Below are 12354 nucleotides of genomic sequence, written 5' to 3'. Positions count from 1 at the left end.
TTCGTGCCCACAGTTGAAATGGAACGTCGCCAAGTGGTGGTGATCGGTGCCGGCCCGTCCGGTGCCATCGCCGCCGCGCTGCTAAAGCGCAAAGGGCATGATGTATTGATCATCGAGCGCCAGCATTTTCCGCGCTTTTCCATCGGCGAAAGCCTGCTGTCGCACTGCATCGATTTTATCGAAGAAGCCGGCATGCTCGACGCCGTACAGGCGGCGGGGTTCCAGGTGAAAACCGGCGCCGCGTTCGCCTGGGGCGAGCGCTACAGCGCGTTCGATTTCGGCGACACCTTCAGCAACGGCAAGCCGACCACCTTCCAGGTACAGCGCGGTGAGTTCGACAAACTGCTGGCCGACCAGGCCGCGTTGCAGGGCGTCGATATTCGCTATGGCGAAACCATCGTCGGCGTGGACTTCAAAGGCGAGTGCCGCTACCTGCATGTGCGCCGCGAGAACGGCAGCGAGTACCACCTCAAGGCCACGTTCGTGCTCGACGCCAGCGGCTATGGCCGTGTGCTGCCGCGCCTGCTGGACCTGGAGGCGCCGTCGAATTTCCCGCTGCGCCAGGCGGTGTTCACGCACGTTGAAGACCGCATCGAACACCCAAGCTTTGACCGCACCAAGATCCTGGTCACCACCCACCCCACCAAGCGTGATATCTGGTTCTGGACCATCCCGTTCAGCAACGGCCGCAGCTCGGTGGGCGTGGTCGCTGCCAAGGAGCATTTCGACGGCCGCGACAGCGACCTCGACGCCTGCCTGCGCGGTTTTATCGACGAAACCCCGAGCCTGTCCGGCGTGCTCAAAAGCGCCGTATGGGACACCCCCGCGCGCACCATCGGCGGCTACTCGGCCAACGTCAAAAGCCTGCACGGCCCGGGCTTTGCGCTGCTGGGCAATGCGGCGGAATTCCTCGACCCGGTGTTCTCCTCCGGCGTCACCATCGCCATGCGTTCGGCGAGCATGGCGGCCGGCTTGCTCGACCGTCAGCTCAAAGGCCAGACGGTAGACTGGCAAACCGAATTCGCCGAGCCGCTCAAGCGCGGTGTCGACACCTTCCGTTGCTACGTCGAAGGCTGGTATGCGGGGACGTTCCAGGACGTGATTTTCCACCCGGGCAGTTCGCCGGAGATTCGCCGGATGATCAGCTCGATCCTCGCCGGCTACGCCTGGGATGAGCGCAACCCGTTTGTCAGCGAGCCCAAGCGGCGGTTGCGGATGTTGTCGGAGATTTGTGCAGGGGATGCAGCGTGAGTAGCCCGTCTGTTGAAAAAAACTACCTGAGTCAAAACTACGTCGAAGAAACCCGCTTCGGCTTCTGGTTTCTGCGCAGCCATACCTGGCAGCACCACGTGTTGCGCGTGGCGATCAACGACCTGCGCAGCCTGTTCAGCGAGCCCTTGCCGGCGGCGCCGGTGCTGCTGGACGCTGGTTGCGGCCAGGGCAAATCCTTCAGGCTGTTGCAGCAAGTGTTTGCGCCCTCACGCCTGATCGGCCTGGATGCCGACCTCCACAGCCTGGAACTGAGCCGTGCAGAAGCCGCGCGTCAAGGCCTGGCCGTGGAGTTGATCGGCAGTGACTGTGCGACCCTGCAGGTAGCGGATGCCAGCGTCGATATCCTGTTCTGCCACCAGACCTTTCATCACCTGGTTGAACAACAGCGCGCACTGAAAGAGTTCTACCGCGTGCTCAAGCCTGGCGGTTATCTGCTGTTTGCCGAATCCACCGAGGCCTATATCGACACCTGGGTGATTCGCTGGCTGTTCCGCCACCCGATGCACGTACAGAAAAGCGCCGAAGAGTACCTGCAGATGCTGCGCGAACAGGGCTTTGAGTTCGACGCGCAGAACGTTTCGTACCCGTATTTGTGGTGGAGCCGTGCCACCGATTTCGGCCTGCTGGAACGCTGGGGCCTGCGCAAGGCGCCGCCGATTGGCCAACGCGAAGAAACCCTGGTCAACTGCGTGGCCCGCAAACCGCTGGCGAGCACGCCGACATGAGGCGCCTGCTGTTGATCGGCTGCCTGTTGCTGCTGGGCGCCTGCGCCAGCCAACCGCCGTTGCCGGAAAAAACACCGTCCCTGGCCTTGCCGCTGCAATTGCATGTGCAGCGCCTGGCAGAAGGCCAGAGCCAGGACTGGCTGCTGGTGATCCAGCGCGAAGGCGGCGGCATTCGCTGGTCGATGATGGACCCGCTGGGCATCCCGCAGGCCCGGCAAAAACTGATCGATGGGCAGTGGCAGGCCGACGGCTTGCTGCCGCCCAACCCCCAGGCCCGCGAGCTGTTTGCTGCGTTGCTGTTCGCCCTGACCTCGGCGGATGACGTGCGCACGCTGTACCCCAGCGCCCAGGCGATGGACCTGACGCGCACGCTGCCGGGGCATTGGCAGATCGTGTATCAGTCCTCTCAAGTGTTTCGCGTGAACATGAGTGGCCAGCCGCTGAGCTACCGCATCACACCGCTTGGAGGCACTCGATGACGGCTTACCTGAATGCCCTGGGCGTGATCTGCGCCCTTGGCCGTGGCCAGGCCGACGTCAGCCGCAGCCTGTTTGCCGGTGACTGCTCCGGCATGCGCGCCGAAAGCGGTTGGGTGCCCGAGCGCGTGCTGCCGGTGGGCGGCGTGCACGGTGAACTGGCGACCATCCCGGTGGAACTGGGCCAGCAGAGCAGCCGTAATAACCAGCTGCTGCTGGAAGCCGCGTTGCAGGTCGAGGGCGAAATCCGCCAGGCGATCCGTACCTACGGCGCCTCGCGCATCGGCATCGTGCTGGGCACCAGCACCTCGGGTATCGATGAGGCCAGCCGTGGCATTGCCCATTACCTGCGCGACAGCCAGTTCCCCGGCGACTACGACTACCGGCAACAGGAACTCAGCGCCCCGGCGAATTTCCTCGCCGATTGGCTGCAACTGAGCGGCCCGGCCTATGTGATTTCTACCGCCTGCACCTCCAGCGCCCGTGCCCTGATGAGTGCCCAGCGCTTGCTGGATCTGGGCGTGTGCGACGCGGTGATCTGCGGCGGCGTCGACAGCCTGTGCAAGCTCACGCTCAACGGTTTCAGCGCGTTGGAAGCGGTATCGAACCAGCGCTGCAATCCGTTTTCGGTGAACCGCAACGGCATCAATATCGGCGAGGCGGCGGTGCTGTTCCTGATGAGCCGCGAGCCCGCGCCCATCGCGTTGCTGGGCAGCGGCGCGAGCTGCGACGCGCACCATATCTCGGCACCCGAGCCCAGCGGCAAAGGCGCGATGCAGGCGATGCGCAAGGCCCTGGCCAGTGCGAAACTGGCGCCCGAGCAGATCGGCTACCTGAACCTGCACGGCACCGCTACCCAGCACAACGACGCCATGGAAAGCCTGGCCGTCGCCAGCCTGTTCCCAGGCGGCGTGGCCTGCTCGTCGACCAAACCCATGAGCGGCCACACCTTGGGCGCCGCCGGCGCGCTGGAAGCCGCGTTCTGCTGGCTGAGCCTCAAGCACGGCAGACTGGCGCCGCATATCTGGGACGGTCACGCCGACCCGGCATTGCCCGCCTTGCAGTGGGCTCAGGCCGGTGATGCCCTGGAAAAACGCTGCTTGATGAGCAACTCGTTTGCCTTCGGCGGCAATAACGTCAGCCTGATTATCGCAGAGGCCCCATGATTAATTGGCCACTCGCCGAACTGCTGCCCCATGCGGGCGACATGATCCTGATCGACCAGGTTGTGTCATTCGATGAAGAGCAGATTCACACCCGCGTTACCGTCAAGCCCGGCGGCCTGTTCAACCGCCCCGACGGCAGCCTGCCCGCCTGGGTCGGCATCGAGCTGATGGCGCAGAGCGTTGCCGCCTACGCCGGCTGCCGCGCCCGCCAGAACGGCGCCGCAGTGGAGCTGGGCTTTTTGCTCGGCACCCGCAAGTTCGAGTGCAACGTAGAACACTTCCCGGCAGGCGCCGAGCTGACTATCCACGGCCTGCGCTCCCTGGAAGACGACAACGGCATGGGTGTGTTCGAATGCCACCTCACTGGCAGCGGTATCCATGCCAGCGCCCGCTTGAACGTATTTCGACCGCCCCAGGCGGCCAACTATTTAGATGAATCGAAGGACGAAACGCCATGACTGAATCCGTACTGGTCACCGGCTCCAGCCGTGGCATCGGCCGCGCCATTGCCCTGCGCCTGGCCCAGGCCGGCCATGACATCGTGCTGCATTGCCGCAGTGGCCGCGCTGAAGCCGACGCGGTGCAGGTTGAAGTTGAAGCCTTGGGCCGCAAGGCCCGCGTGCTGCAATTCGATGTGGCAGACCGCGCGGCGTGCAAGGCAATCCTTGAGGCCGACGTGGAGCAACATGGCGCTTACTACGGCGTAGTGCTCAACGCCGGCCTGACCCGCGACGGTGCATTCCCGGCCCTGTCCGAGGACGATTGGGACGTGGTGATGCGCACCAACCTGGATGGTTTCTACAACGTGCTGCACCCGGTGATGATGCCTATGATCCGTCGTCGCGCGGCGGGGCGTATCGTGTGCATCACGTCGGTGTCGGGGTTGATCGGCAACCGTGGCCAGGTCAATTACAGCGCGTCCAAAGCCGGCCTGATCGGCGCCGCCAAGGCGTTGGCCATCGAGCTGGGCAAGCGCAAAATTACCGTCAACTGCGTCGCTCCCGGCTTGATCGACACCGCGATGCTGGATGAGAACGTACCGGTGGAAGACCTGATGAAGATGATCCCGGCGCAACGCATGGGCACCCCGGAAGAAGTCGCCGGCGCGGTGAATTTCCTGATGTCGGCCGAAGCCGGCTACATCACGCGCCAGGTACTGGCCGTGAATGGAGGCCTGTGCTGATGAAGCGCGTAGTCGTCACCGGCATGGCCGGCATGACCTCCCTGGGCGGCGATTGGGACACCATCGCAGCCAACTTCCGCGCCAACCGCAGCGGCATCCGGCGCATGGACGAGTGGGACCGCTTCACTGAATTGAATACACGCCTGGCCGGACCAATCGACGATTTCGTGGTACCCGCGCATTGGACGCGCAAGCAACTGCGCAGCATGGGGCGCGTGTCGCGCCTGGCGGTGTGGGCGGCTGAGCAGGCCTTGCAGGACGCCGGTTTGCTGGGTGACGAGTCGATCAAGGACGGCCGCATGGGCGTGGCCTGCGGCTCGTCCACCGGCAGTACCGATGAGATCAAGGCGTTCGGCAATATGCTGCTGAACTCGGTGGCCGAGGGGCTGAATGCCAACTCCTATGTGCGCATGATGCCGCACACCACCGCGGCGAATATCAGCATTTTCTTTGGCCTTACCGGGCGGCTGATTCCTACGTCCAGCGCCTGCACCAGCGGCAGCCAGGGCATCGGCTATGCGTATGAGGCAATCAAGTTCGGCCGCCTGCCATTGATGCTCGCCGGCGGCGCCGAAGAGCTGTGCCCGACCGAGGCCATGGTGTTCGACGCGCTCTACGCCACCAGCCTGAAAAACGATGCACCGCAAACCAGCCCGCGCCCTTACGACAGTGGCCGCGACGGCCTGGTGATCGGCGAAGGCGGCGGCATGCTGGTGCTCGAAGAGTTGGAGCATGCCCTGGCACGCGGAGCGCATATCCACGCTGAGCTGGTCGGGTTTGGCAGCAACGCCGACGGCCAGCACACCACCCGTCCCGAGCAGAAAACCATGCGCCGCGCGATGGAACTGGCACTGGAGGACGCCGGGCTCACCCCGGATGCCATCGGTTACGTCAACGGCCACGGCACCGCCACCGACCAGGGCGACATCGCCGAAACCCTGGCCACCAGCAGCCTGTTCGGCAGCCGCATGCCCATCAGCTCGCAGAAAAGCTTCCTCGGCCACACCTTGGGCGCGTGCGGCGCATTGGAATCCTGGTTCAGCATCGAGATGATGAACCGCGACCAGTACGTGCACACCTTCAACCTGGACGCCGTGGACCCGCAATGCGGCGAACTGGACTACCTGCAAGGGGGCTTTCGCGAGATGCACAATGACTATGTGATGAATAACAATTTTGCCTTTGGCGGCGTCAACACGTCGCTGATCTTCCGCCGCTGGTCCTGACTTTTTAATCGATTGGAGAATACGGAATGTCTTCCTTGCTACGCGCTACCCTGATCACGCTGGCCCTGCTGACGACTGCCGGCTGCACCAGCAAACCGGTGCTCAACACCCAGCACGACCTGCCGGCCAACACCCAGGCCAGTGAAGAAAAGATCAAGCAGGTGATCGTCGCGGCCCTGCAAAAACGCGAATGGACCGTGCAGCGCCTGAGCCCGCACCTGGTGCAGGCCGAGATCACCGTGCGCAACCAGTTCTATGCGGCCATCGACATCCGCTACACCCGCACCAGCTACGCCATCACCTACCGCGACAGCCGCGACCTGGGCTACAAGGACGGCAAGATTCACCGCAACTACAACCGCTGGATCAGCATGCTGGACCGGGACATCCTCGCCGGCTTGCGCAACTACGGCGTGAATGAAGCGAACACGTCACCGCAGAATTAAGACTGCGTTTGACTCTCGCTTCTCCAGAAACGACAAAGGGCGCCTTTCGGCGCCCTCTTCACAAACAGGTTGGCTTGTCATCGCCGCTTCCTGCCTGGCTCTGCGATGGCTGGTTACCCAGGATCCTCAGAGTCTCACAAGCCCCTTTCGGGAACATCGCGAGTATGCCTGAAAACAGAGCGCCTGCAATCGATGGCAAAGCGCCGCATATCCATCATCGTAACCCCAGCGCGCTGCGCACCGCCGCTTGTATCGCTGAAAACTGGTCATGGGTGAGTTCTGCGATTTTGTAAGTTCGTTTGCCATGACGATCTTTGCTTTTGATACGATCCAGCCGCCCCAGACTCACGGTCGCCACAATGTCGCACTTCGCCCAGCAAATCGGACTTGCTCCTTGAAGATGGCTATCAAGCTGTAAATGATGCTCCAGGATCGTCTGCGGCGCGGTAGTGCTCAGAGGCACTACAGTCACCAGCAGCTTATTGGTTCGGTGTTTGCGTATCACGATAACAGGGCGAATCTTAATGATTTCCGGGACCTCATAACCTCGAAAATCACAAATCAACACGCTGCCCTCTTTGGGCTGATAGAGAAGTGCCATCCATGTCACTCGCTGGAAAAAATCAATTCTGAGCAAATTTCCGGCGAATAACCAAGACCGTTGCGTTACCTGATATGTGCTCGGGCCTACGCCACCGCCTTACGCGTCAACAGCTCCACAAACGCCTTCGCCATCGGTGTTTGCGCGCCCTTGCGTTGCACTAGCCACACCGCCGTTACCGCCTCCTGATCGAGCAGGGTGCGATACACCACGCCGTCGATCCGTATGCGCTGGTACGACGCCGGCAACACCGACACACCCAAGCCCGCCGCCACCAAACCGATGATGGTCATTGCCTCCTCGGCCTCCTGGGCGAAGTGCGGGCTGAAACCGGCATCACGCGCCAGGTTGAGCAGTTGGGCATACAAGCCGCTGCCGTAGGTACGTGGGAAAAACACGAATGGCTCGTCAGCCAGTTGCGCCAGGTGCAAGCCTCGCTCGGTGCCTTCCACCAGCGGGTGGCCGGCATTCATTACCGCCACCAGCGGTTCACGCATCAGTTCGATGACACTCAGCGAATCCGGCAACGGCAGCGGGCGCATCAGGCCCACCTGGATCGACTCATCCACCAGCGACTCGGCCACCTGGGTGCTGCTCATTTCCTGCAAATTCAAATGCACCGCAGGAAAAGCCTGACGAAACGCGAAGATCGCCTGGGGGATGCTGGAGTTGAACGGCGCCGACGAGGTGAAACCGATCTTGAGCTCACCCAACTCACCTAATTGCGCGCGGCGCGCCACGTCCGCGGCTTTATCCACTTGCGCCAGGGCCAGCCGCGCTTCGTGCAGGAACAGCCGGCCAGCTTCGCTCAGCTCAACCCGACGATTGGTGCGCTCGAACAAGCGCGCGCCCACCTCCTGCTCCAGCGCTTGTATCTGCTGGCTCAGCGGCGGCTGCGAGATGCCCAGCACCTGTGCGGCACGGCCGAAATGCAGCTCTTCGGCGACGGCGATGAAGTACCGCAGATGACGCAATTCCATGCAAGCCTCATTAGGTCGTAAATGCTATCAAACAGGTCGAACAATATATTGGAAAGAATCATTAGGCAGCTATATTCTTTTTCCATTGCCAGCCCTGGCAGGCTTTCCCTCCCCGAGGTCCCCGTGAATTCTGCTGTCGCTCCACTCGCTCAAGAAGTCCCGCCCACTGCACTCGATGACGTGGTGGCTCAACTCAATGACGAGTACATCGAAAAAGGCACGCCGATGTTCATGCGCACGGTGCTGGCGCTGTTTTCGGGCGGTTTCGCCACCTTTGCCTTGCTGTATTGCGTGCAGCCGATGATGCCAGCGCTGTCCCATGAGTTCTCCATCAATGCCGCGCAAAGCAGCCTGATCCTGTCGGTGTCCACGGCGATGCTGGCGTTTGGCTTGCTGATCACCGGGCCGATTTCCGATCGGCTGGGTCGCAAGCCGGTGATGGTCGCGGCCTTGTTCTGTGCCGCCTTTGCGACCATCGCCAGCGGCCTGATGCCCTCCTGGGAAGGCATCCTGCTGATGCGCGCGCTGGTCGGCCTGTCGCTGAGCGGCCTGGCCGCCGTGGCGATGACCTACCTGAGCGAAGAGATCCACCCGCAACACATCGGCCTGGCCATGGGCCTGTACATCGGTGGCAATGCGATTGGCGGTATGAGCGGGCGCTTGATCATTGGTGTGTTGATCGACTTCGTCAGTTGGCACACCGCAATGCTGATCATCGGCGCGCTGGCACTGATCGCGGCCACGGTGTTCTGGAAAATTCTCCCCGAATCGCGCAACTTCCGCGCTACCAGCCTCAGGCCGCGCAGCCTGCTGGATGGCTTTGTGATGCACTTCAAGGACGCAGGCCTGCCGTGGCTGTTCCTCGAAGCCTTCCTGCTGATGGGTGCGTTCGTGACGATGTTCAACTACATCGGCTATCGCCTGCTGGCCGACCCGTACGACCTGAGCCAGGCCGTGGTCGGCCTGCTGTCGCTGGTGTACCTCTCGGGCATCTACAGCTCGGCGAAAATCGGCTCGCTGGCCGACCGCCTCGGCCGCCGCCGCGTGCTGTGGGCCACTATCGTGCTGATGCTCGCCGGCATGGCCCTGACCCTGTTCTCGCCACTGTGGCTGGTGGTGCCAGGCATGCTGATCTTCACTTTCGGCTTCTTCGGCGCCCACTCGGTCGCCAGCAGTTGGATCGGCCGACGTGCGGTCAAAGCCAAAGGCCAGGCGTCGTCGCTGTACCTGTTCTGCTACTACGCGGGGTCGAGTATTGCGGGGACGGCAGGCGGGTTCTTCTGGCACTTTGCCGGGTGGAACGGGATCGGCGGGTTTATCGTGGCGCTGTTGATTGGCGCATTGCTGGTGGCGTTGAAGTTGGCGAAGTTGCCACCGTTGGGGAATGTGCAGGCCTGACGCGATCTTGCTTTTAATGTGGGAGGGGGCTTGCCCCCGATTGCAGTGTGTCAGCCAATGAATCTGGTGACTGACACACCGCTATCGGGAGCAAGCCCCGCTCCCACATTGGTTTTGCGTTTACTCGTGATACTGCGCCGAGAGTTCGTGCACCGCGCGCAGGAACGCGCCAGCGTGCTCCGGGTTCACTTCCGGGGTGATGCCATGGCCGAGGTTGAACACATGCCCGGTGCCCTTGCCGTAGCTGGCCAGAATGCGCCCGACTTCGGTACGAATTGCTTCCGGCTTGGCGTACAGCACGGTCGGGTCCATGTTGCCTTGCAGTGCGACCTGGCCACCCACACGACGGCGGGCTTCGCCGATGTCGCAGGTCCAGTCCAGGCCCAGTGCATCGGCACCGGCATCGGCGATGCTTTCCAGCCATAGGCCGCCGCCCTTGGTGAACAGGATGACCGGCACTTTGCGGCCTTCGTGTTCGCGAATCAGGCCGCTGACGATCTTGCGCATGTAGGCCAGGGAGAACTCCTGGTACGCCGCCGACGACAGGTTGCCGCCCCAGGTGTCGAAGATCTGCACCGCTTGCGCGCCGGCCATGATCTGGCCGTTGAGGTAGCTGGTGACCGACTGTGCGAGCTTGTCCAGCAACAGGTGCATGGCGTGCGGGTTGTCGTAGAGCATGGCTTTGGTCTTGCGGAAGTCTTTCGACGAGCCGCCTTCGACCATGTACGTAGCCAGGGTCCATGGGCTGCCCGAGAAGCCGATCAGCGGCACGCGGCCGTTCAGCTCGCGGCGGATGGTGCTCACGGCGTCCATGACGTAGCCAAGGTCTTTGTGCGGATCAGGGATCGGCAGGGCTTCGATATCGGCCAGGGTACTGACGACTTTCTTGAAACGCGGGCCTTCGCCGGTTTCAAAGTACAGGCCTTGGCCCATGGCGTCGGGAATGGTGAGGATGTCGGAGAAGAGGATGGCCGCGTCCAGTTGTGGGTAGCGGTCCAGCGGCTGCATCGTGACTTCGCAGGCGAACTCCGGGTTCATGCACAGGCTCATGAAATCGCCGGCGTTGGCGCGACTGGCGCGGTATTCCGGCAGGTAGCGACCGGCCTGGCGCATCATCCACACAGGGGTGACGTCCACGGGTTGCTTGAGCAGGGCACGAAGGAAACGGTCGTTCTTGAGGGCAGTCATGTCGGCATCCGCAAAAAAAGTGCGGGCATTTTCTCAGAGCCAGACGCAAAAGGCACGGAATGCGCCGTGCCTTTTGTCTATCGGGTCAATTTGTCGCGGTAACTTGAAACACCGCAAAACAAATGTGGGAGGGGGCTTGCTCCCGATTGCGGTGGCTCAGTCAATGAATCTGTTGACTGACACTCTGCTATCGGGAGCAAGCCCCCTCCCACATTTTGATCCCATTTCAACCTGGGATCGGGATCAGACCTGCAAGTAATCCAGGATCCCTTCAGCCGCATTACGGCCTTCGAAGATCGCGGTTACCACCAGGTCAGAGCCGCGCACCATGTCGCCACCGGCGAAGATTTTCGGGTTGCTGGTCTGGTGTTTGTACTGGCCTTGTTCCGGGGCTACAACACGGCCCTGGCTGTCGGTCTGGATCTGGAACTGTTCGAACCACGGCGCCGGGCTTGGGCGGAAACCGAACGCGATGACAACGGCGTCAGCCGGGATGATCTCTTCGGAACCCGGGATCGGTTCAGGGCTGCGACGGCCACGGGCGTCCGGTTCGCCGAGACGGGTCTCGACCACCTTCACGCCTTCGACGCGGTCTTCACCGACGATAGCGATCGGCTGGCGGTTGTAGAGGAATTTCACGCCTTCTTCCTTAGCGTTCTTCACCTCTTTGCGCGAGCCGGGCATGTTGGCTTCGTCACGACGGTACGCACAGGTCACCGACTTGGCGCCCTGGCGAATCGACGTACGGTTGCAGTCCATCGCGGTGTCACCACCGCCCAGCACCACGACCTTCTTGCCTTTCATGTCGACGAAATCTTCCGGCGACTTTTCAAAGCCCAGGTTGCGGTTGACGTTGGCGATCAGGAAGTCCAAAGCGTCGTAGACGCCCGGCAGGTCCTCACCGGCAAAACCACCCTTCATGTAGGTGTAGGTGCCCATGCCCATGAACACGGCATCGTATTCTTCGAGCAACTGCTCCATGGTGATGTCTTTGCCGATTTCGGTATTGAGACGGAACTCGATACCCATGCCGGTGAACACTTCACGACGATTGCTCAGGACGGTTTTTTCCAGCTTGAACTCGGGGATGCCGAAGGTCAGCAGGCCACCGATTTCCGGGTTCTTGTCGAACACCACCGGGGTCACGCCGCCACGTACCAGCACGTCGGCACAGCCCAGGCCCGCCGGGCCCGCGCCGATGATCGCGACGCGCTTGCCGGTCGGCTTGACCTTGGACATGTCGGGGCGCCAGCCCATGGCGAACGCGGTGTCGGTGATGTACTTCTCCACCGAACCGATGGTCACCGCGCCGAAGCCGTCGTTAAGGGTGCACGCACCCTCGCACAGACGGTCCTGCGGGCACACCCGGCCACACACTTCGGGCAGGGTGTTGGTCTGGTGCGACAGCTCGGCGGCAGCGAGGATGTTGCCCTCGGCCACCAATTTGAGCCAGTTGGGAATGAAGTTGTGCACCGGGCACTTCCATTCGCAATACGGGTTACCGCACCCCAGGCACCGGTGGGCCTGGTCGGCCGAGTGCTGGGGTTTGAAGGGTTCGTAGATTTCCACGAACTCTTTCTTGCGTTGACGCAACAGTTTCTTCTTCGGATCTTTGCGCCCGACATCGATGAACTGGAAGTCGTTATTCAGACGTTCAGCCATGTTAAAACCTCATCAAACTGTTCAGGCGCAT

13 protein-coding genes are annotated in these 12354 nt (G+C 62.1%); 9 read left to right on the top strand and 4 right to left on the bottom strand.

What is annotated here, in order from left to right:
- Nucleotides 1-3 precede the first annotated feature (3 nt).
- The 8 genes from GIW02_RS02200 to GIW02_RS02165 are packed head-to-tail and all read left to right on the top strand — an operon-like array spanning nt 4 to nt 6494.
- Nucleotides 4-1251 (top strand): NAD(P)/FAD-dependent oxidoreductase, encoded by a 1248-nt coding sequence (locus GIW02_RS02200; protein ID WP_236412228.1) that lies wholly within the window; start codon nt 4-6, stop codon nt 1249-1251.
- Complete coding sequence (locus GIW02_RS02195) at nt 1248-1997, top strand: class I SAM-dependent methyltransferase (protein ID WP_236412226.1); 750 nt, start codon at nt 1248-1250, stop codon at nt 1995-1997. Before GIW02_RS02200 ends, GIW02_RS02195 begins: the two co-directional genes overlap by 4 nt.
- A complete protein-coding gene (locus GIW02_RS02190; protein WP_236412224.1) occupies nt 1994-2476 on the top strand; it encodes a hypothetical protein in 483 nt (160 codons plus the stop codon). The genes GIW02_RS02195 and GIW02_RS02190 overlap by 4 nt, the downstream gene beginning before the upstream one ends.
- A complete protein-coding gene (locus GIW02_RS02185; protein ID WP_236412222.1) occupies nt 2473-3639 on the top strand; it encodes a beta-ketoacyl-[acyl-carrier-protein] synthase family protein in 1167 nt (388 codons plus the stop codon). Before GIW02_RS02190 ends, GIW02_RS02185 begins: the two co-directional genes overlap by 4 nt.
- The gene (locus GIW02_RS02180) at nt 3636-4097 is read left to right on the top strand and encodes a hotdog family protein (RefSeq protein ID WP_236412220.1); all 462 of its coding nucleotides are present in this window, start codon (nt 3636-3638) and stop codon (nt 4095-4097) included. The genes GIW02_RS02185 and GIW02_RS02180 overlap by 4 nt, the downstream gene beginning before the upstream one ends.
- Entirely contained in the window at nt 4094-4822 is a 729-nt protein-coding gene (gene fabG / locus GIW02_RS02175; protein ID WP_236412218.1) for a 3-oxoacyl-ACP reductase FabG, read from the top strand. The genes GIW02_RS02180 and fabG overlap by 4 nt, the downstream gene beginning before the upstream one ends.
- Entirely contained in the window at nt 4822-6048 is a 1227-nt protein-coding gene (locus tag GIW02_RS02170) for a beta-ketoacyl-ACP synthase (protein ID WP_236412216.1), read from the top strand. The genes fabG and GIW02_RS02170 overlap by 1 nt, the downstream gene beginning before the upstream one ends.
- 26 nt (nt 6049-6074) lie before the next feature.
- Nucleotides 6075-6494 (top strand): hypothetical protein, encoded by a 420-nt coding sequence (locus tag GIW02_RS02165; RefSeq protein ID WP_236412214.1) that lies wholly within the window; start codon nt 6075-6077, stop codon nt 6492-6494.
- A gap of 214 nt (nt 6495-6708) precedes the next feature.
- Here the strand turns inward: GIW02_RS02165 and GIW02_RS02160 are convergent, their stop codons facing one another.
- Nucleotides 6709-7095: a type II toxin-antitoxin system PemK/MazF family toxin gene (locus GIW02_RS02160; RefSeq protein WP_236412212.1), complete on the bottom strand. Its 387-nt coding sequence runs from the start codon at nt 7093-7095 to the stop codon at nt 6709-6711.
- A gap of 86 nt (nt 7096-7181) precedes the next feature.
- Entirely contained in the window at nt 7182-8075 is an 894-nt protein-coding gene (locus GIW02_RS02155; RefSeq protein WP_236412210.1) for a LysR family transcriptional regulator, read from the bottom strand.
- A gap of 123 nt (nt 8076-8198) precedes the next feature.
- Between GIW02_RS02155 and GIW02_RS02150 the strand changes: the two genes are divergently transcribed.
- Nucleotides 8199-9473 carry an MFS transporter gene (locus tag GIW02_RS02150; RefSeq protein WP_236412209.1) on the top strand — a complete coding sequence of 425 codons (1275 nt, stop codon included), beginning with the start codon at nt 8199-8201 and terminating at the stop codon, nt 9471-9473.
- 120 nt (nt 9474-9593) lie between these two features.
- On the opposite strand, the gene hemE is transcribed toward GIW02_RS02150, so the two are convergent.
- Nucleotides 9594-10661, bottom strand: a complete 1068-nt coding sequence (hemE, locus tag GIW02_RS02145; RefSeq protein WP_236412200.1) for a uroporphyrinogen decarboxylase — start codon at nt 10659-10661, stop codon at nt 9594-9596.
- A gap of 243 nt (nt 10662-10904) precedes the next feature.
- Nucleotides 10905-12323 carry an FAD-dependent oxidoreductase gene (locus GIW02_RS02140; RefSeq protein WP_034105894.1) on the bottom strand — a complete coding sequence of 473 codons (1419 nt, stop codon included), beginning with the start codon at nt 12321-12323 and terminating at the stop codon, nt 10905-10907.
- Nucleotides 12324-12354 lie beyond the last annotated feature (31 nt).

Origin of the sequence: Pseudomonas syringae, assembly GCF_021606685.1 — a bacterium.
Classification (GTDB): Bacteria; Pseudomonadota; Gammaproteobacteria; order Pseudomonadales; family Pseudomonadaceae; genus Aquipseudomonas; species Aquipseudomonas syringae_R.
Note: the sequence above shows the minus strand (reverse complement) of the source record. Positions and strands in the feature narration are given on the sequence as shown.

Excerpts from the sequence above, each read along its gene's own strand:
- GIW02_RS02155 (WP_236412210.1), bottom strand. The coding sequence starts at position 8,075 with ATGGAATTGCGTCATCTGCGGTACTTCATCGCCGTCGCCGAAGAGCTG.
- fabG (WP_236412218.1), top strand. The coding sequence starts at position 4,094 with ATGACTGAATCCGTACTGGTCACCGGCTCCAGCCGTGGCATCGGCCGC.
- GIW02_RS02185 (WP_236412222.1), top strand. The coding sequence starts at position 2,473 with ATGACGGCTTACCTGAATGCCCTGGGCGTGATCTGCGCCCTTGGCCGT.
- GIW02_RS02170 (WP_236412216.1), top strand. The coding sequence starts at position 4,822 with ATGAAGCGCGTAGTCGTCACCGGCATGGCCGGCATGACCTCCCTGGGC.
- GIW02_RS02160 (WP_236412212.1), bottom strand. The coding sequence starts at position 7,095 with ATGGCACTTCTCTATCAGCCCAAAGAGGGCAGCGTGTTGATTTGTGAT.
- GIW02_RS02180 (WP_236412220.1), top strand. The coding sequence starts at position 3,636 with ATGATTAATTGGCCACTCGCCGAACTGCTGCCCCATGCGGGCGACATG.
- hemE (WP_236412200.1), bottom strand. The coding sequence starts at position 10,661 with ATGACTGCCCTCAAGAACGACCGTTTCCTTCGTGCCCTGCTCAAGCAA.
- GIW02_RS02190 (WP_236412224.1), top strand. The coding sequence starts at position 1,994 with ATGAGGCGCCTGCTGTTGATCGGCTGCCTGTTGCTGCTGGGCGCCTGC.
- GIW02_RS02140 (WP_034105894.1), bottom strand. The coding sequence starts at position 12,323 with ATGGCTGAACGTCTGAATAACGACTTCCAGTTCATCGATGTCGGGCGC.
- GIW02_RS02165 (WP_236412214.1), top strand. The coding sequence starts at position 6,075 with ATGTCTTCCTTGCTACGCGCTACCCTGATCACGCTGGCCCTGCTGACG.